This is a genomic window from Microcoleus sp. w1-18aA5 (assembly GCF_036701705.1).
GTDB lineage: Bacteria > Cyanobacteriota > Cyanobacteriia > Cyanobacteriales > Microcoleaceae > Microcoleus.
In genome coordinates this window covers 1-19225 of sequence record NZ_JAUPTE010000104.1, presented here as the reverse complement: position 1 = coordinate 19225, position 19225 = coordinate 1, and the positions used below count along the sequence as shown (strand labels likewise).

Genomic DNA, 19225 nt, shown 5'->3' with positions numbered 1-19225 from the left:
CTGACCAGTTTTTTTTCAACAATTCTCTAAAAGCCTCTTGACAAAAGACTTACAGTCTTAACTTGTCACCAATGATCAATTACCAATTAATTTTGACAATTGGGGGCGTGATGTTGTAGATACTGATGCCGGATTGTATTAATATTTCGATGGTGTGATTAATAATTTTCATAAATTGTCTTTCATCGCCAGCCCTGTTCAATATACCTCTCCAATAATTATTGTGGAACAGGCATCTTGCCTGTTCAAGACAGGCTTTGCTGGAGATGTCTAATAATTATAATTACCTTGGTTGGGATGACTTCATTCCTCAAACTCCTCAAAGGCCGATCGCGCATAACAATTTTACTAATATTACCATAAGCGTTCCACCCAACAGGCTCTCATGAATCAGCACTTTTTCTCTAAGTGCCGCCCAAAGCGAGAATTGGATAGTCAAAAAAAATCATACGGCAAGAACGATCGCACGTTTTTAGAACACCCAATTAACTTTCTGCCATACATCTGCAGGCATGGTGGGTTCCTTCTAACTCCGTCGGTGGTTTCTGCACTCTTATGCGCTGCATAAATCAATCAAATTTTTAAATGCTGTTAATATATCGCCGACAGTTCGTTGACTATCTTGACTCTTCCCTTGATCACAGAACGCAGCAGGCGGTTAATTGAATGTCTGTATTCATCGTCGAGAGAGTCATCCAAAACAGCAGCCATCAAGCCGTAGCGATCGGCTAAAGTCAAACAACCCGTATCCGTAACAGAAGCAAGCATTTCGGAAATAGCGCCGGGGAGAAGTTGAACTAAAAACATGAGACATTCCTTGAATTCGATGCTTATATCATCTCTCTTTCTTGGAAAATCAAGAGTGACGCTGGCATAGCACACAATGTGATGTTTTGAGGCAAACTGTGTGACAGCGACCGCTCTAATGTTGTGACAATCTCGTTTTAAGTCTGCGATCGCACTCACAACATTAATCTTAGATATTCCAATTTCTCCCTCTCCCCTCCTAAATCTAAAGATTTAGAGAGATTTTTCCGTTTTGGGGGTGTCTTTACCCATTTCCCATGTATAAAACGCATCGGCCCTATGCGAAATATTCATAAAACTCAATATTTTGTAAAAATAGCTACGAATATTTACAATCGTGGGCCTTACATTAGCTCATAACAAAGGTGCATCGAAACGCAGCGATCGACCGAATCATCGGTAGCAACTATAACCATAAATAGTTTGGCGACCTTCGAGCCAGCGCCCAGTCAAGCTCAAGTTTACAGAAGACCAACCATGCTTAAAAGAAATTCCATCTAGTAACTAAATATACAGTTTTAAATCCATACAGTCACTAAGGTTAGCAGGAAACACACACTTTATGCTCCAAGTCAATACCTCCCCACACAAGTCAGCAGCGAGGGTAAACCGATGACCCAAACAGTAGAACCCAAAGCCCAAGCGAGCCTGAACAAGTTTGAAAAACTCAAAGCCGAAAAAGATGGCTTAACATTAACAGCCGAACTCGACCACTTCGCCGCAATCGGCTGGGAAGCAATGGACGAAATCGATCGCGAGCACCGCCTCAAATGGCTCGGCATATTTTTTCGCCCAGTAACTCCCGGCAAATTCATGATGCGGCTGCGCTTGCCCAACGGCATCATTACTAGCAATCAAACCAGAACGCTAGCAGAAATCGTCCAACGCTACGGCGACGACGGCAGCGCCGACATCACCACCAGACAAAACCTGCAATTGCGCGGAATTCGCATCGAAGACGTACCCGACATCTTCCGCCGCCTCAAAGAAGCGGGCATGACCAGCATCCAGTCTGGCATGGACAACGTGCGTAACATCACGGGTTCCCCAGTCGCCGGACTCGACGCCGACGAACTGATTGATACGCGGGAACTGGCGAACCAAGTCCAAGACATGATTACGAACAGCGGCGAAGGCAACCCCGCGTTTTCAAATTTGCCGAGAAAGTTTAATATTGCGATCGCAGGCTGCCGCGACAACTCAGTCCACGCCGAAATCAACGACATCGCCTTCGTACCGGCTTACAAAGACGGCAACATCGGCTTTAACGTTTTAGTCGGCGGTTTCTTCTCCGCCAAACGCTGCGAAGCTGCAATTCCTCTCAACGCATGGGCAAGTCCCAGCGACGTTGTAGATTTGTGCAAAGCAATTTTAACTGTGTTTCGCGATCAAGGCCCAAGAGCAAACCGCCAAAAATCGCGGCTGATGTGGCTGATTGACGAACTCGGAATCGAAAAATTCCGAGCCGAAGTCGAACAAGAATTAGGGCGCACTTTGCCCGCCGCCGCGCCCAAAGATGAAATCACCTGGGACAAACGCGACCACATCGGCATCTACCCCCAAAAACAATCAGGGCTCAACTATGTAGGGCTGCACGTTCCCGTCGGACGCCTGCAGGCATCGGATTTGTTCGATTTGGCCAGAATCGCCGAGGTTTACGGTAGCGGCGAGCTCAGGCTCACTGTCGAAGAAAACGTGATTATTCCCAACGTTCCCGACTCGCGGATAGAATCGCTGGTCAAAGAACCGCTGTTGCAGCGTTTTTCCATCAACCCCGCACCGCTGACACGAGCCTTGGTTTCCTGCACCGGCGCCAAGTTTTGCAACTTCGCCCTCATCGAAACCAAAAGCCGATCCGTGGCAATGATTGAGGAACTCGAAGCCGAACTTTCAGTTCCCAAACCTGTGAGAATTCACTGGACGGGCTGCCCCAATTCCTGCGGTCAACCCCAGGTAGCAGACATTGGTTTGATGGGAACAAAAGTTCGCAAGAACGGCAAAACCCTCGAAGGTGTAGACATCTACATGGGAGGCACTGTTGGCAAAGACGCTCATTTGGGTGCTTGCGTCCAAAAAGGCATCCCTTGCGAAGACCTCAAACCACTGCTGTATCAATTGTTAGTCGAGCAGTTTGGGGCAGTTCCCAAACAGACTACAGGGGATGTAGCTTTGCTGAACCGGCAACTGCAATTGACGGTTGAGGAGGGCGAAACAGCAGTCTCGGCAGCCAAACCTCAGACATCTACTGTTATTTTCGCTCGATCGGGCAAAGAAGTTGCTTGCAGCGAAGATGAGTTCATTCTCGATGTTGCCGAACGGGCCGGAGTCGAACTTGACAGCAATTGCCGGTCGGGAAGCTGTGGCACTTGCCAGCAGAAACTCCTAGAAGGCCAAACAGTCTACGATAGCAAACCAGACGCGGCGGCAGACTTAGAACCAGGGTTCATTTTAACTTGCAGCGCGCGGGCGATCGGCAAAGTGACGATCGACGCCTAATCTGACATTGGGAAATGCGATCGGGAAAAACCAGATTGTGCCATTTCACAGTCAACAGTCAACAGTCAACAATCATTCCGGTGCAACCGGAATTGATATCACATCTCACATTTCCACCATCTCCAAGTACAACAACAATTCAAGACAAATGAGCAACCTTTCTAGAAGAAAATTCATCATCACCGCTGGAGCAACAGCAGCCGGCACCCTCCTAGCCCACGGTTGCAGTTCCAGTCCCACTACATCTAACGCCACACCCGGCGGCGCTTCGCCCACCGCCGCCCCAGCAGTCAACATCAACCCCGCCGACGCGCCAGAAGTTACCGCAGCCAAACTCGGATTCATCGCCCTCACCGACGCAGCACCCTTAATCATCGCCCAAGAAAAAGGGTTATTTGCCAAGTACGGCATGAAAGACGTACAAGTTACCAAACAAGCATCTTGGCCAGTTACTCGCGACAACTTAGAGCTCGGTTCCGAAAAAGGCGGCATTGACGGAGCCCACATCTTATCTCCGATGCCTTACCAAATGACATTAGGCACAATTACCAAAGGCAATCAGCCAGTGCCGATGTACATTCTCGCCCGGTTAAATACTAACGGTCAGGCAATTTCGCTCAGCAAAAAATACCTAGATTTAAAAGTAGGTACAGACAGCGCACCGCTGAAAGCAGCTTTTGCCAATCAAAACGTTCCTATTGCTATGACGTTTCCCGGCGGCACCCACGATTTGTGGATACGCTACTGGCTAGCAGCCGGCGGTATTAATCCAGATACAGATGTTTCCGTGATTCCCATACCGCCGCCCCAAATGGTAGCGAACATGAAATCTGGCAGTATGGAAGCCTTTTGTGTAGGAGAACCTTGGAATGCTCAGCTAGTTACTCAAAAGGTAGGATACACCGCCTTAATAACTGGAGAAATGTGGAAAGATCATCCTGAAAAAGCTTTAGGTTTAAGAGGAGATTGGGTTGACAAAAACCCCAAAGCTGCAAAAGCAATTACAATGGCCGTGCTGGAAGCGCAGCAATGGTGCGATAAAGCAGAAAATCATGATGAGATGTGCCAAATCATCTCTCAAGATAAGTGGTTAAAAGTTCCAGTAGCAGATATTATCGGTCGCTCTAAAGCTCAAATTGACTACGGTACCGGCCGCATTGAAGCCGCTAGTCCAGTGGCGATGAAATTCTGGGCTGATAATGCTTCTTATCCCTACAAGAGTCACGATGCTTGGTTCTTAGCTGAAAATATTCGCTGGGGTTATATCCCGGCAACTACCGACATCAAAGCAACCGTTGATAAAGTTAACCGCGAAGATATTTGGAAAGCAGCAGCGACAGCACTTGGCGTTCCCGCAGCCCAAATTCCTACTACCACTTCTCGCGGTGTCGAAACCTTCTTTGACGGCGTGAAGTTTGACCCAGAAAAACCAGAAGAATATCTGAAGAGTCTGGCAATCAAGAAAGCATAATTAGTGAGCAGTTGACAGTTGACAGTTGACAGTTGACCAATTTTAAAATTGAGTGGAGTTGGGTTTCGTAACTCAACCCACCCCAGACATGGTGCTCCCTTCAAAGTATCTACAAATAATCGATTATTCACAATACTGCAAAAAGAAAAATGGCAACAAACCTCGCTGTTACTAAAAGCAAAAATCCAGTAAATTTCGTTCTGGATCAGCTTCAAAAAAACCGCCGAAAAATCATCCGCCCGCTGGTAGCAATTACAGTTCTGCTGATAATCTGGCAAATCCTCTGCAATAGTCCCGACTCCAGCTTGCCGGGACCCATCAAAGCTGTCCAAGAAAGCTGGAATCTGATTATTAATCCTTTCTTCGACAATGGCGGTACAGACAAAGGCTTGTTCTGGCAAATTTTGGCTAGCTTGCAGCGGGTGGCTATCGGCTTTACTTTGGCAGCAGTTCTCGGCATCAGTTTAGGCATCCTGATCGGTACAAACTCCCTAATGTTCGATGCTTTAGACCCGCTGTTTCAAGTATTCAGAACTATCCCGCCCCTGGCTTGGCTGCCGATCGCCCTGGCAGTATTTCAACAGTTCAATCCCTTTGAAGGCATGGGGGTAAAAGCTAACGAAGTATCAGCACTTTTCGTAATCTTAATTACAGCAATTTGGCCGATTCTAATTAACACCACAGTAGGCGTTCAACAAATACCCCAAGACTACAGAAACGTCGCCCGCGTCTTGCGCCTCCCTAACCAAAAATACTTCTGGAAAATCCTGCTTCCCTCTTCTGTTCCTTACATCTTCACTGGCTTGAGAATTGGCATCGGTTTGTCTTGGCTGGCGATCGTAGCTGCGGAAATGTTAGTCGGCGGCGTCGGCATCGGGTTCTTCATCTGGGACGCTTACAACAGTTCTAGACTCAGCGCAGTGATTCTAGCAGTGCTTTATGTAGGAATTGTCGGTTTAATTTTAGACAGAATCGTTGGTTTCATCGCGTCCAAAGTGGTTCCAGAAGAACAGAAATAGGATTTGGGCATCGGGCATCGGGCATCGGGCATCGGGCATCGGGCATAGCGAATGGGGAATGGTTGCCAACTACAAACTGGTAGAAATGAGTTGTAAATTAATGCCCAATGCCCAATGCCCAATGCCCAATTAATAATCAGCATCATACAAATTACAAACTAACCTAAAATTACCATGTCAGTATTTGTTGAAGTAGACCACGTTGACCGCGTATTTAACTTGCCCAATGGAGAGCAATACATTGCTCTTAAAAATATCGAACTGAAAATTAAAAAAGGAGAATTCATCACCTTAATTGGGCACTCTGGCTGCGGCAAATCTACGCTGCTAAATATCATCGCCGGTCTCGACAAAGCAAGTCAGGGGGGGATTACTTTAGAAGGACGCGAAGTCCGCGATCCAGGCCCGGACAGAATGGTGGTGTTTCAAAATTACTCGCTGCTACCTTGGCTGACGGTGCGCGAAAATATCGCCCTAGCAGTAAATGAAATTTACAGCGGTAACTCTCAAGAAGATCGCGAGTTGGTGATCGAACACCACATTAAATTGGTCGGACTCGGACACGCCGCCGACAAACGTCCGGGCGAAATTTCTGGGGGGATGAAACAAAGAGTTGCGATCGCCCGCGCCCTGGCGATTCGCCCGAAATTGCTGTTGCTAGACGAACCCTTCGGCGCCCTCGATGCTTTAACTCGCGGCGGTTTGCAAGACCAGTTGATGAAAATTTGCGAGGAAAGCAAAGTCACCAGCGTGATGGTAACTCACGACGTGGATGAGGCTTTATTACTGAGCGATCGCATTGTGATGCTCACCAACGGCCCGGAAGCGCAAATCGGGCAAATCCTCGAAGTGAACATTCCCCGGCCACGCAAGCGGATGGAAGTTGTCAACCATCCGAGTTACTACGCACTGCGTAACGAAATGGTTTACTTTCTCAACCAGCAAAAGCGGGTCAAACAGCGCCGGGCCAAACAACAACCGCCTGTGATCGCCCGCAACGGCCTGGAAAAAATCAACCTGGACATCGGCTTTATTCCCCTCACCGACTGCGCCCCCTTAGTAGTAGCTAAAGAAAAAGGATTTTTCAAAGCCCACGGCTTGGAAGAAGTTACTCTCAGCCGTGAACCAAGCTGGAAAGCGATCGCCAAAGGAGTCGCCGAAGGACGGCTGGACGCAGCGCAAATGGTCGCCGGAATGCCGATCGGGATGTTGTTGGGGCTCGACGGTGAAGCCCCTGTACCCATCTGTAGCGCCATGACGCTTTCTCGCAACGGCAATTCGATTGTTTTCAACAAAGACCTCTACAAACAAGGCATTCGGACATTAGAGGATTTCAAAGCTGCGATCGCCAAGACTCCCGATAAAGTTCACACCTTGGGCACGGTACACTCTGCCTCCATGCACAATCTGCTGTTCCGCTACTGGCTGGCCGCCGGCGGCATCGACCCGGATCTCGACGTGGGCTTGACCGTGATTCCGCCCCCGCAGATGGTATCGAATTTAAAAGCAGGAAACATTGACGGCTACTGCTCAGGCGACCCCTGGAACTCCCACGCAGTCAACAGTGGTACGGGTTTTGTTATGGCCCGTTCCCTCGATATTCTGCCCGGACACATCGAAAAAGTTCTCGGTGTTAGCGAAGATTGGGCTCAGAAATATCCTCAAACCCACCTCGCCCTCGTCAAAGCGCTTTTGGAAGCCTGCGAATACTGCGACGATCGCCGCAACCGCGAAGAAGTCCTAGGATTGATTAGCCAAGAACAATACATCGGCGCCGATCCCAAAGACATCCGTCCAGGGTTCATCGATCCGTACAACTCCGGTACGGAGGCAGAACCAGAAATGCTCTACAATTTCAACCAGTTCTCTGTTGACAAAACCAATTTTCCAGACCGCCTAGAAATGGTGTGGGTGATGGCGCAGATGGCTCGGTGGGGACTGATCCCGTTCCCAAAAAACTGGGTGGAAGTGGTTGATCGAGTTTTGCGACCCGATGTTTTCGGTCAAGCAGTGCGCGAATTGGGCTTGCCGGATATCGCTAGAGATCGCCGGACGATCGAGCTATTTGACGGCACTGTGTTTAATCTCGACGACCCGATCGACTATCTTCACAATGTCAAAATCAAACGTGCCGTCCGCATTGAAGAAATCTTAATTGAACAAATAGGCAGTCAGTGTTCCATCAAACTGCCAGCATAACCAGCAAATAGGAAGAGGGAATGAGGAGCAAGAAATCAGGAAACAAGACTCCACATTTCCCGCTTCCTAAGTCCCTAATTTCAAATTCTCAATCCAAAGTTGTCATGTCTAATTCCTCAACCCAAAATCCCAATCCTGAAAATATGCAAACTCTAAAAACTCCCCAAAAAACCACACTTCAAACGCCCAAGCAAGACTTTCTTACGATTAAAGACGTATCGAAAGTCTACGAAACTCCTAAAGGCCCTTACGTGGTTCTCGACGGTGTAAACCTGACTATTAATGAAGGCGAATTTATTTGTTTGATCGGTCACTCTGGCTGCGGCAAATCAACTTTGCTGAATATGATTGCGGGATTCAACGGGCCGACAAACGGAGAAGTAGCCCTGGAAGGTTCGCAGATTACTGAACCAGGGCCCGATCGCATGGTGGTGTTTCAAAATTACTCGCTGCTACCGTGGCTGACTGCTACGGAAAACATTCACTTAGGCGTTGAAAATGTTTACCCGGAAAAGTCCGCAGACGAACACAATACGATCGTCCAGGAACACTTGGAATTAGTGGGGCTGACCGAAGCTTGTAACAAAAGACCGGGCCAATTGTCCGGGGGGATGAAACAGCGGGTGGCGATCGCCAGAGCTCTGGCAACTCGTCCCAAACTGTTGATTTTGGACGAACCTTTCGGAGCTCTAGACCCGATTACCCGCGAAGAGTTGCAGGAAGAATTGCTGAAAATTTGGCGGAAGGAAAAAATTACCGTCATTATGATTACTCACGATATTGATGAAGCTTTGTTTTTGGCCGATCGCATCGTGATGATGACCAACGGGCCTGCTGCTTCCATCGGCGAAGATATGCACGTTCCGTTCAGCCGTCCCCGCAACCGGGCGCGGATTATGGAAGACCCGAAATATTACGAACTTCGCAACTTTGCTTTGGAGTTCCTGTTTTCTCGCTACGCCCACCACGAAGAAGGTGAAGAAACGGACTCGGAGACAGAAGCCGTCGCGCTACCGATGCCATTACCTGCTAGCAAAAAGCCTGCGGTTGCTGACAGGCCTCTTGCACCTGCACCTTTTGTGTCTCACGCTGCCGAACCCTCAGAAGCCTCGTCGATCAAACGCGGCATCCTGGCAGCCTCGTGGTTCGTAGCAATGTTTACTTTAGCTGCAGTCAATATGTCTGTTGTTTCCAGCCAGCTAAAGCAAGCGAAACTAGCAGAAACTGCACCTCCGGCGCCGACTGCCGGGGTGATTGTGAGTTCTCCCCCCAGCCCGCAAATCGCAGCAAGTTCGATCGCACCGACTGCTAGCCCTGCACCCATTGCTGCTGCAAGCCCTGCACCCATTGCTGCCACCACTGCCGCATCAGTGATTTCTGACCAAGCCCAACTCGATGCGATCGGAAAGCAGTTGTATGCACAAATCGACCAAAAATGGAGAACAACTCCGACATTTACCGAAAGCTTGACTTATCGGGTCAAAGTAAAACAAAACGGGGAGATCCTACAGTTCGATCCCACAAATAAAGCAGCTAAAGATTTCGTCAAAGAAACTCCTCTGGCGGTTTTGCAAACTCCTGCAGATGCCACAGTAGGCTCTGAAAAAACTGCTGAGTTCCAAGTAACTTTTAGCCCCACCAACGGTGGCGTATTAGAAGTTAAAACAGAGAAGTAGGCGGCATAATACTTCCGCACTAAATCTCGAATTGGTATTAACAACCAGGTCAAAAGTAGTACCTGCGCGCTGTTTTAAATCGGCAACAATTTCTCCTAGCCCCATCCTGGGGGTGACAAGAGTTAGGTATAAATTTCCTATGTGTGAGGAAGATTGAGTAGCAGCCAGAAGCTGACTAAAAGCGAGAGCGAGCCAGATTTTTACTAAGATAGCGGGTAATTTTAAATCAGGGTATTGTCCGTTTCTGTGAAGCATATATGCGGTAAGTTAGTAATGATTGACACGTTATTTGCAGGAGCCCTCAGTTCCGACTATAATGATGAATTACGAATTACCCATTAGCTTTCAAAAATTAGCATCTAAAATCACCAGATGGAAACTATAAAAACTCTTTGCCCATACTGCGGTGTAGGTTGCGGTCTAGAAGTTGTTCCCGACAAAAAACAAAGTTGGAAAGTGCGGGGCGATCGCAATCACCCATCGAGTCAGGGCATGGTTTGTATTAAGGGAGCAACCGTAGCAGAGTCCATTCGGAGCGATCGGCTACTGTATCCGATGATGCGAGATACTCTCGACCAACCGTTCCGTCGCGCTAGCTGGGACGAAGCTCTCGATGCAATTGTTAATCGCATCCAAACAATTCGCAGCACCAGCGGCCCCGATGCTTTGTGCGTTTACGGCTCGGGTCAATTCGCAACAGAAGATTATTATATTGCCCAGAAACTAATGAAAGGTTGTCTGGGTACTAATAATTTTGATGCTAATTCTCGCTTGTGTATGTCTTCAGCAGTCTCTGGATACGTTCAAAGCTTTGGTTCGGACGGGCCGCCTTGCTGTTACGACGATTTAGAATTAACAGATTGCGCTTTTATTATTGGTAGCAATACAGCGGAATGCCATCCCATCGTATTTAATCGATTAGCAAAATACCACAAAAAGCATCCCCATGTCAAAATGATTGTGGTAGATCCAAGGCGGACTCCGACTGCGGAAGCGGCGGATTTGCACTTAGCAATTAAACCGGGTACGGATATAGATTTGCTTAATGGGATTGCATATTTGCTGTTACGCAGGCAAGCAATAGATGCTGAGTTTATTGAAGAATGCACGGCGAATTTTTCAGCTTTTGCTGAGGTTATTAGCAGCTACACGCCGGAGTTTGTAGCCTCGCGCTGCGGCATTACTGTCAGCGAGTTAGAAACGGCCGCAAACTACTGGGAACAGTCGCAGCGGGTTTTGTCGCTGTGGTCGATGGGAATGAATCAGTCGTCGGAAGGCACGGCAAAGGTGCGATCGCTGATTAATTTGCACTTAATGACAGGTCAAATCGGCAAACCGGGATGCGGCCCGTTTTCCCTCACCGGCCAGCCAAACGCGATGGGAGGGCGGGAAGCCGGAGGACTGTCTCACTTGCTTCCAGGCTACCGATTTGTGAAAAATGCTGAACACAGAACCCAAGTCGAGGAGTTTTGGGGAATCGCACCGGGAAGCATTTCCCCGAATCCAGGCCGCACAGCTTGGGAGATGATTACCGGTTTGGAAACTGGCGAAGTCGAGTTGCTGTGGATTGCAGCTACTAATCCGGTGGTGAGTATGCCGGATTTGGAACGCACTAAAGCCGCTTTGCTGCGATCGCCCTTTACTATTTATCAAGAAGCTTACTATCCCACTGAAACCTCTGCCTACGCTCACATCCTGCTGCCGGCAACGCAGTGGAGCGAAAAAACCGGAGTAATGACGAATTCCGAACGCCGCGTTACCTTTTGTCCCGGTTTCGACACTCCCTCCGGGGAAGCCCGCGACGACTGGAGCATTTTCGCTGAAGTGGGACGGCGGTTGGGTTTTGCCCAACACTTTGCTTTCGAGAACAGTGCGGAGGTTTTTAAAGAGTACGCGCAGTTGACGCGGGGTCAGCCTTGCGACATGACCGGTCTGAGCCACGAATACATCCGCCAAGAAGGGCCACAGCAGTGGCCTTGCCGGGAAAACGAGCCTGTGCATCCAGCGAACGAAGCGAAACGGCTGTATACTGACAGGCGTTTTCACACTCCTGACGCGCGGGCAAGATTTTCGGCCTATCACTCGCGGGGACTGGCAGAACCTCCCGATCCCAATTATCCGTTTGTGTTGACGACAGGGAGAGTTTACGGACACTGGCACACGATGACGCGGACGGGTAGAACAGAGAAAATTAATCAATTGCACCCCGATCCGTTTTTGGAAATTCACCCCCGCGATGCTGCCCAATTGCAGATTAAGGAGGGAGATTTGCTGGAAGTTCGATCGCGCCGTGGCAAGGCGCAGTTTCCGGCAAAAGTCACAAAGGCGATCGCCCCAGGTACGCTATTTGTACCCATGCACTGGGGTTCTCTGTGGGCCGAAGGTGCTGAAGCCAATGCCATGACTCATGCTGCAAGCTGTCCAGATTCCAAACAGCCTGAGTTAAAAGCTTGTGCGGTGCAGTTGGTGCTGGTTGGGGCAGATACTGCCGCAGAAGTTGAGGAATTTAATTGGGCAAAATCCACCCTCGCCGTCACTTCTTGAGCTGCCGTCCAACTAAGGATGTTACAAATGACCGAAGAACGAGCGGGAAGCCGGAGGGATAGACAGGGAAACGAGAGGAACTTGGTTGACGTTCGGCGAGCGCGAGCGTGGAACTATTGGAGATTTACTCCACAGATGAATCTGGGATCTTGAACAAGAGTCGAAAATTTTGCACTCTTCCCGACAGGAGTCCGGGGCTTGTATCCGTTTTTTGGGGTGACAACCTCTTTCGATCGAGCAATTTTGAACTCGGACATACCCTACACATAAATCTTAAATCTCAAATCCCCGATCTAAAACCTAAAATCCTTATGCCATTACGCAGCCTAAAAACTGCGTTTCCCCGGCAGAGCCCGGGAATAAGGAAAATTAAATTTATTTATTCTGAGTTTTTCCTTCTTGATTGGGAGTTTTTGCTTCGGCTGAATGCCTTATGGCGAATGCCTTCTGCCTTCTTTTTAATTGATAGAGTCAGACAATTGCAGTTTGCACCTCAAGGTGCTATAATTGTTTTACAAGGCTTTATTTTCGGCAGTGCAGTTCGTTCGATCGGCGTTCCTCCGGATTTAAATCTCTACACACTCTGATTCTGGAGAATGTTCAATGTCAATCTATGTCGGCAATTTATCCTACGAAGTAACGCAGGAGCACCTCAACCAAACTTTTGGAGAGTACGGAACAGTAAAGCGCGTTCAGTTGCCTGCTGACCGGGAAACAGGTCGGATGCGGGGTTTCGCTTTTGTAGAAATGTCTACAGAAGCCGAAGAAGCCGCAGCCATTGAGGCTCTTGACGGTGCTGAGTGGATGGGTCGCGACCTCAAAGTCAACAAAGCAAAACCCCGTGAAGAACGTGGTTCCAATTCTGGTGGTGGTAACTGGGGCAACAACGATCGCGGTGGCAATTCTCGTCGCTACTAAACCACCCGAGCTAAATTTTTAGCTATCTTGTATATTGCGTCGGAGCAAGCTGGAAGTCAACAATCATTCTCTGTTGAGAATAGATAGTTAGTTCAGTGGTCGTACCGCGCATTAAAAGCCTCAAACTATTGCTAGACAATAGTTTGAGGCTTTTTTATGGCAAAAATTATTAATGAGGAGTTCATCGCGTGCGATCGATTCCTAGCTGAGACGAAAAACTATAAGATATAACAGGCAAAGAGAGCCGCCTTTTCCCAAGTACCCGGGTGATGCCGTAAAACCAGGCAATCACAGAGTTTTGCGCTTGCAAAGTGTACCGAACAATGACAAAATCATTAAGAATGAAGACTAAATCACTGGTATGCTGAAAAAAATATTTAGGCAAATTTCCAAGTCAAGTAGTGATGAAAATTTTCTGCATTTTACAGAAAGTGTAGAAGTAGTAATATCGAAAATTTTATCACTGGCGATGATTTGGGTAATTCTCCTCAGCGTTTGCGATTTGCTGATTTTTTTAGCAAAAGAATTGGTAAACCACACTGATAATTTGTTAAAAGACACGTTGTTTGTCATATTTGGGTTATTTTTAAATGTTTTAATTGCTCTGGAAATCTTGGAAAATATTACAGCTTATCTGAAAAAGCACGTAATTCAAGTAGAGCTAGTTATTGTAACTTCTTTGATAGCAGTATCTCGAAAAATAATCATTCTTGACCTGGAAAAGAAAACCGCAGCCGACTTGATTGGTTTGGCGACTGCAATTTTCGCGCTTTCCATCAGCTACTTGATAGTGCGGTTCACAAATAGAGGAAAGGATTAATATTGGGAATTGGGGATTGCGAATTGTTAATAACTAATATCATATCCGATCGCTCGACCGGACATGATATTATTCCAATAAACCAGGAGGAGGCACAATTTCAATTCTGCCTTGTTCTAAGTCAACAACTGGCACAATCTCTTCCACAAAAGGAATCAATATTTTTGTGGATTTAGGCTCTTTAACGCGAATTTTCCGTGGTTTGCGGGTATTTCTGGGGTCAGCATTTGCTTGGGGAGTTTCAGGCTGTTTTGGCTTTTCCAATTCTGCAGCGACAGTTTCCGGCGCAGTTAGATTCGTTTCTACTTCTAAAAGGTCGTTACCTGCGGGAATAATATCACTTACCTTGCCTAGGATTTCCCCGGTTAACTGGTTAAAAACTTCCATACCGATCAAATCTTGGACGTAAAACTCATCAGATTCGAGGTAAGGTCGATCGGTCTTTTCAACCAACAACTTACAGCCCCGCAGCGCCTCAGCACTATCGCGGTCTTCCACACCCTCTACCTCTACAGCATACAGCCCTTTGCCCGGAATGTAGCGACCGCCCAAAAACTCGATCGGTTCCGGTTCACTTTTGTTAGGGCGCAAAATCCACCGCTTCCCCGGTTCGATAAACCTTTCCGGGAAATCCGAATCGGGATAGACTCGCACTTCCCCGTCCAAACCTTGAGCTGCTACAATTTTACCGATTTCTATCCATTCAGACATAAACTTTTTGGGAATTGGGAATTGGGAATTGGGCATGGGGCATGGGGAATTGGGCATGGGGCATTGGGCATTGGGCATCGGGCATCGGGCATCGGGCATTGCGGATTGGAAATTGCGAATTAGTAACTGAAAAACATTGAATTATTTTTCTTCCTTCTTCCCTCTTCCTTCTTCCTTCTTCCTTCTTCCTTCTTCCTTCTTTACACCAATCCAGTTCTCAGCGCTACAACTGCTGCTTGCACGCGGTCATCCACTGCCAACTTATTCATAATACCGCGAACATGAGTTTTAATAGTATTTGGACTCAAGTAAAGCGCCGCTGCAATTTCGGGATTGCTGTTACCTTCCACCATTAATCTTAACACCTCCAATTCCCGCTGCGACAACTGACCAAAAGTAGTTGTAGAGGCAGGTGTCGGGGGTTTGAGGTGTTCGATGACAGTCCGGGCAATTTGAGGATCAAGATAGGTAGCGCCCTCTGCTGCGGCTGCGATCGCTGCTAACAGCCTGTCTATAGAAGCACCTTTAATACAATAAGCATCAGCACCACTAGAAAGGGCAGCAATAATTTCAGTTTCTGCCGTGTGAGAAGTTAACATTACAACTCGAACTTCGGGCAGTTGTGCTTTAATTTGCTGCGTCGCTGCTATGCCGTCGAGCCGTGGCAAACCGATATCCATTACAATAATATCAGGTTTGAGTTTCAGTGCGGCTGCTACGCCTAAATAGCCGTCTTCTGCTTGTCCTACTATTTCTATTTCTGGGGAATCGGCTAAAACTTGCTCTAATCCCAGTTGCATCATCGGGTCATCTTCAACAATTAAAATTCTCATAATACGAAGGAAGAAGGAAGAAGGAAGATTACTTAGTTATTAATATTTTACATAAACTTACACCGAACCAATAACAACTAACAAATAACAACTAACTACTGACTAACTTTTAAAACCTCCACGAATTCACCCGGTACAATCCAGGTATCCCCTGGTGGCAAAACTGCTAAACCACTCGTATTGGCGAGGTTAATTAAATTCGCTGAATTTTGGCTGCCGCTAGCAGGTTCAAATTCCCAGACTCCGGCAACTAAATGTAGTTTACCCCAAACATAAGTTTCGCGCTGCCCAGGCGATCGCAATTCAGCATGACACCTAGCTTTGAGAAACTCTGGCCCCCAAGCATCCGGGGCAAGCCCAGACATCTTTTTCAAAGCAGGCACAACAAAGCGCCAACAGCAGACTAAAGCCGAAACCGGATTTCCCGGCAAACCAAAATAGAGACAATCCGAACTCAAACTCGGCGAATCCTGATTTTTTTTACCTCGTTTAAACTCAGCAACCGTTAAAGGTTTCCCCGGCTTAATCGCCACAGAACTAATGTGAACTTTTCCTCCCAAATCTGCCAAAATTTTCTCGACATAATCGTAGTCTCCTACCGAGACGCCCCCCGTAGAAAGCACCACATCCGCTGTCGCCACAGCCCCGGATATCGCCTTGTTTAACGCCTCTTCATTATCAGGAACAATGCCCAATCGAATCGGTTCAAATCCCATTTGTGCCAACAAAACTGTCAAAGCATACTGATTCGAGTCTACCAGTTTCCCCGGTGCCAAGGGTTCGTCTGGCGAGACCAATTCGTCACCAGTAGAAAAAATTGCCACCCGCAGCCGCCGATAAACGGGAACTTGAATGCACTGGGCAGTTGCTAACACTGCCATTTCTGGGGCATTGATAACTGTACCGGGAGTTAGCAAAGTTGTTCCTGCTTGATAAAAAGCGCCTTTGTGCCTGACAAATGCTTGCGGTTTTTCAGGAGAAACTAAGATAAAAATACGATCGCCCTCACGCCTTGTTTCTTCCTGCATTACCACCGTATCAGCACCCGCAGGCATCACGCCACCCGTAAAAATTCGCGCTGCTTGCCCCGATTGGATGGTATTTTGAGGCTGATATCCGGCTGGAATCTCTTCTACTACTTCGAGTACCACTGGTTTTTCGGCGCTACAGTTTTCCACATCCGCAAACCGCACCGCGTACCCATCCATTGCTGAATTGTCCCAATAAGGAAAATCCAGAGAACCAGTGACGGCTGCAGCCAAAATGCGCCCCGATGCTGCCAGTAAGTCTACAGTTTCTACATCCCCCTGACTGTCGAGGGGTTGCGCCAAATTTACAACGATCGATTCTGCTTCTTTCACTGACAGCATGACTGTCTCCTTGTTTTGATAACACTCATGATTAAGTTTAGCAAAATATCCAGAGATATTGGTGATATAATTTTTTTTAATTTGGGCAGTAGACCTAATTTTTGGTATTAATTGCTTATGACTCTTTCGCGCTTTGTTGTCCAACTAAATTGTTTATCTTTATTATTGGTCGCGCTACTGATATTTTTTACTCAATTTTCAGGCTTAAAAGTCAGCGACTTATTCTTTCAGCCTTATTTTTCTCCCCATCCTAATGTCGCCTTGTTAACTCGTACTTTCCAAATTTTATGTTCTGTACCAGTCGTTGTTTGTACTTTCACCTATGGATTAGCTAAAACTATTCAACCGTGTCCTAATGAAAATAGATTTATTTTATTTTCCGCTCTTTTAACAGGTGGATTTCTACTGAATCAAACTTACCGAATTCATATATATATGATAGCTATAGGAATTCCTAAGCTAGGAGTAAGTCTTTTATACGCCGTTATTTTGTTATCCTACGGATGGTTTTTTAGGCGAGAACTACAGTTAACTCCCTACCAAATATTATTAGCGGGTTTGGGCTTGTTGTTTTTTGCGATCGGCGTAGATGCCCTGCATTTAAAAAACAAAATATTATCCAGTTTACTAGAGGGAGTACCTAAACTGTTTAGCGAAATTAACATTGCATTTTATTATTGGTATGTCTGTAAGTGTTTCCTGAACAAAGTTTTTTATAAAAATATTGAGAGCTAGTTATAAGTAGATGATATAATCATATCACAAGTGCCTCCCCAAACCTACAACTCAAATCCTCAGTCCTCCATCAATAATATTTACAGCATCTGCATCGCTCGGCATTTATCCGCCTTCATATACATTATCTGGCTTAAAAGTTCCAACGCATCCTGATAAAATACCATGATAGCAGTTACCATCAACTTCAACTCGATCGCCCCAATAACCGACGACCAATTTTATCAACTGTGCCGCGAAAACCCCGATGTCAAATTTGAACGAAACGCCAAAGGAGAAATAATCGTCATGCCACCCACAGGAGGAGAAACCGGAAATTACAATTTTGAAATAGCTACTGATTTTGGAATTTGGAACCGACAAACTAAACTGGGAATTTGTTTCGATTCTTCAACTTGCTTCAAACTGCCAAGCGGTGCCAACCGTTCTCCCGATGTCTCTTGGATTGAAAAATCAAGATGGGATGCACTCACTCCCGAACAAAAACAAAAATTTCCTCCCATTGCCCCGGATTTTGTCTTAGAGTTAATGTCGCCGACAGACAGTTTAAAAGATACTCAAGACAAAATGCAAGAATACATGAACAACCAAGTAAAACTAGGTTGGTTAATCAACCGCAAAACCCGCCGAGTCGAAATCTATCGCCAAGGACAAGAAATAGAAGTTTTGGAATGTCCAACAGAACTTTCAGGAGAAGATGTTTTGCCCGGTTTCGTGCTAAACTTGAAAACACTGTGGCAATAACTAGACATCTAGCATCTATCAGCGTTTATTTGCGTTCATCTGCGGTTAAAAAAATCTAATGGAAACCAATACAGAAACTACTGCAACCACTGGCTTAACAGCGGAACAACACAAACAGAAAATGCAGCGCCGCCAAGAAGTACAGGCGCAGCGAATCGCTAACTCCTCAAAAGAAAAAGGTTTAATTATAGTCAATACCGGTAACGGCAAAGGCAAAACTACAGCCGCTTTGGGAATGGTTGTGCGATCGCTCGGTCACGGCTACTGCGTCGCCATAGTACAATTTATCAAAGGCGCCTGGGAACCGGCAGAGAAAGCCGTTTTTCAACTGTGGGAAAAACAGCTAGAATTTCATGCAATGGGAGAAGGTTTTACCTGGGACACGCAAGACCGCGATCGAGATATCGAAACAGCTCAAAAAGCCTGGGAAAAATCCCTAACTTTTATCCGCAATCCCGAATTTCAATTAGTTCTTCTAGATGAAGTCAATATAGCATTAAAACTAGGTTATTTGCAAGTCGAGCAAGTGCTTTCCGGGTTAGACCAAAAGCCAGAAGAAACCCACATTATTTTAACAGGCAGAGGCGCCCCGCCAGCGCTAATCGAACGGGCAGACTTGGTGACAGAAATGACTTTAGTTAAGCATCCATTCCGAGAACAAGGCATTAAAGCTCAACCAGGTATTGAGTATTAATGTTGTTGGTATTCAATAGTTTAGTCCTAATTACCTAAAAGCTGAATGGGAGTGGACTGAAGCCCTGACTACAAACCGTATTTATGTTATTTATAGTCAGGACTTTTTACCCAATCTAAAATCTAAAATCTAAAATCTAAAATCTAAAATCTAAAATCTAAAATCTAAAATCTAAAATCTAAAATCTA

15 protein-coding genes and 1 pseudogene are annotated in these 19225 nt (G+C 46.6%); 12 read left to right on the top strand and 4 right to left on the bottom strand.

Going from position 1 to position 19225, the window contains the following annotated elements:
• Nucleotides 1-591 precede the first annotated feature (591 nt).
• Nucleotides 592-807 (bottom strand): hypothetical protein, encoded by a 216-nt coding sequence (locus Q5691_RS25155; protein WP_333215740.1) that lies wholly within the window; start codon nt 805-807, stop codon nt 592-594.
• A 612-nt stretch (nt 808-1419) separates the two neighbouring features.
• Here Q5691_RS25155 and Q5691_RS25150 point away from each other — a divergent pair.
• The 9 genes and pseudogenes from Q5691_RS25150 to Q5691_RS25110 all read left to right on the top strand — a co-directional run.
• Nucleotides 1420-2955: pseudogene (locus tag Q5691_RS25150) on the top strand (ferredoxin--nitrite reductase); the annotation flags it as partial.
• Between the two features lie 21 nt (nt 2956-2976).
• Complete coding sequence (locus Q5691_RS25145) at nt 2977-3303, top strand: 2Fe-2S iron-sulfur cluster-binding protein (protein WP_333206576.1); 327 nt, start codon at nt 2977-2979, stop codon at nt 3301-3303.
• Between the two features lie 148 nt (nt 3304-3451).
• Complete coding sequence (locus tag Q5691_RS25140; protein ID WP_333215744.1) at nt 3452-4774, top strand: CmpA/NrtA family ABC transporter substrate-binding protein; 1323 nt, start codon at nt 3452-3454, stop codon at nt 4772-4774.
• Between the two features lie 149 nt (nt 4775-4923).
• Nucleotides 4924-5793: a nitrate ABC transporter permease gene (gene ntrB, locus Q5691_RS25135; protein ID WP_333308271.1), complete on the top strand. Its 870-nt coding sequence runs from the start codon at nt 4924-4926 to the stop codon at nt 5791-5793.
• A 174-nt stretch (nt 5794-5967) separates the two neighbouring features.
• Nucleotides 5968-7992 (top strand): nitrate ABC transporter ATP-binding protein, encoded by a 2025-nt coding sequence (locus Q5691_RS25130; protein ID WP_333215735.1) that lies wholly within the window; start codon nt 5968-5970, stop codon nt 7990-7992.
• A gap of 104 nt (nt 7993-8096) precedes the next feature.
• Nucleotides 8097-9668 (top strand): nitrate ABC transporter ATP-binding protein, encoded by a 1572-nt coding sequence (locus Q5691_RS25125; protein ID WP_333347783.1) that lies wholly within the window; start codon nt 8097-8099, stop codon nt 9666-9668.
• Between the two features lie 372 nt (nt 9669-10040).
• Entirely contained in the window at nt 10041-12212 is a 2172-nt protein-coding gene (locus Q5691_RS25120; protein WP_333308275.1) for a nitrate reductase, read from the top strand.
• A gap of 603 nt (nt 12213-12815) precedes the next feature.
• Complete coding sequence (locus Q5691_RS25115; protein WP_333143949.1) at nt 12816-13130, top strand: RNA-binding protein; 315 nt, start codon at nt 12816-12818, stop codon at nt 13128-13130.
• A gap of 361 nt (nt 13131-13491) precedes the next feature.
• Nucleotides 13492-13950: a phosphate-starvation-inducible PsiE family protein gene (locus Q5691_RS25110; protein ID WP_333215728.1), complete on the top strand. Its 459-nt coding sequence runs from the start codon at nt 13492-13494 to the stop codon at nt 13948-13950.
• A gap of 69 nt (nt 13951-14019) precedes the next feature.
• Here Q5691_RS25110 and rimM read toward each other — a convergent pair whose 3' ends face one another.
• The 3 genes from rimM to Q5691_RS25095 form a co-directional block, all read right to left on the bottom strand.
• The gene (gene rimM / locus Q5691_RS25105) at nt 14020-14661 is read right to left on the bottom strand and encodes a ribosome maturation factor RimM (RefSeq protein ID WP_333347785.1); all 642 of its coding nucleotides are present in this window, start codon (nt 14659-14661) and stop codon (nt 14020-14022) included.
• Nucleotides 14662-14861: 200 nt separating this feature from the next.
• Nucleotides 14862-15494, bottom strand: coding sequence for a response regulator transcription factor (locus Q5691_RS25100; protein ID WP_333215726.1), 633 nt, complete (start codon nt 15492-15494; stop codon nt 14862-14864).
• A 95-nt stretch (nt 15495-15589) separates the two neighbouring features.
• On the bottom strand, nt 15590-16864 hold the full coding sequence (locus Q5691_RS25095; RefSeq protein WP_333215724.1) for a molybdenum cofactor synthesis domain-containing protein: 1275 nt from the start codon (nt 16862-16864) through the stop codon (nt 15590-15592).
• Between the two features lie 117 nt (nt 16865-16981).
• Between Q5691_RS25095 and Q5691_RS25090 the strand changes: the two genes are divergently transcribed.
• The 3 genes from Q5691_RS25090 (at nt 16982) to cobO (ending at nt 19037) form a co-directional block, all read left to right on the top strand.
• Nucleotides 16982-17599, top strand: coding sequence for a hypothetical protein (locus tag Q5691_RS25090; protein WP_333308282.1), 618 nt, complete (start codon nt 16982-16984; stop codon nt 17597-17599).
• A gap of 165 nt (nt 17600-17764) precedes the next feature.
• Entirely contained in the window at nt 17765-18343 is a 579-nt protein-coding gene (locus Q5691_RS25085) for a Uma2 family endonuclease (protein WP_333215720.1), read from the top strand.
• Between the two features lie 58 nt (nt 18344-18401).
• Entirely contained in the window at nt 18402-19037 is a 636-nt protein-coding gene (gene cobO / locus Q5691_RS25080; protein WP_333215718.1) for a cob(I)yrinic acid a,c-diamide adenosyltransferase, read from the top strand.
• Nucleotides 19038-19225: the final 188 nt, after the last annotated feature.

Excerpts from the sequence above, each read along its gene's own strand:
- ntrB (WP_333308271.1), top strand. The coding sequence starts at position 4,924 with ATGGCAACAAACCTCGCTGTTACTAAAAGCAAAAATCCAGTAAATTTC.
- Q5691_RS25155 (WP_333215740.1), bottom strand. The coding sequence starts at position 807 with ATGTTTTTAGTTCAACTTCTCCCCGGCGCTATTTCCGAAATGCTTGCT.
- Q5691_RS25095 (WP_333215724.1), bottom strand. The coding sequence starts at position 16,864 with ATGCTGTCAGTGAAAGAAGCAGAATCGATCGTTGTAAATTTGGCGCAA.
- Q5691_RS25115 (WP_333143949.1), top strand. The coding sequence starts at position 12,816 with ATGTCAATCTATGTCGGCAATTTATCCTACGAAGTAACGCAGGAGCAC.
- Q5691_RS25100 (WP_333215726.1), bottom strand. The coding sequence starts at position 15,494 with ATGAGAATTTTAATTGTTGAAGATGACCCGATGATGCAACTGGGATTA.
- Q5691_RS25120 (WP_333308275.1), top strand. The coding sequence starts at position 10,041 with ATGGAAACTATAAAAACTCTTTGCCCATACTGCGGTGTAGGTTGCGGT.
- rimM (WP_333347785.1), bottom strand. The coding sequence starts at position 14,661 with ATGTCTGAATGGATAGAAATCGGTAAAATTGTAGCAGCTCAAGGTTTG.
- Q5691_RS25110 (WP_333215728.1), top strand. The coding sequence starts at position 13,492 with ATGCTGAAAAAAATATTTAGGCAAATTTCCAAGTCAAGTAGTGATGAA.
- Q5691_RS25125 (WP_333347783.1), top strand. The coding sequence starts at position 8,097 with ATGTCTAATTCCTCAACCCAAAATCCCAATCCTGAAAATATGCAAACT.
- cobO (WP_333215718.1), top strand. The coding sequence starts at position 18,402 with ATGGAAACCAATACAGAAACTACTGCAACCACTGGCTTAACAGCGGAA.
- Q5691_RS25090 (WP_333308282.1), top strand. The coding sequence starts at position 16,982 with ATGACTCTTTCGCGCTTTGTTGTCCAACTAAATTGTTTATCTTTATTA.
- Q5691_RS25085 (WP_333215720.1), top strand. The coding sequence starts at position 17,765 with ATGATAGCAGTTACCATCAACTTCAACTCGATCGCCCCAATAACCGAC.
- Q5691_RS25130 (WP_333215735.1), top strand. The coding sequence starts at position 5,968 with ATGTCAGTATTTGTTGAAGTAGACCACGTTGACCGCGTATTTAACTTG.
- Q5691_RS25140 (WP_333215744.1), top strand. The coding sequence starts at position 3,452 with ATGAGCAACCTTTCTAGAAGAAAATTCATCATCACCGCTGGAGCAACA.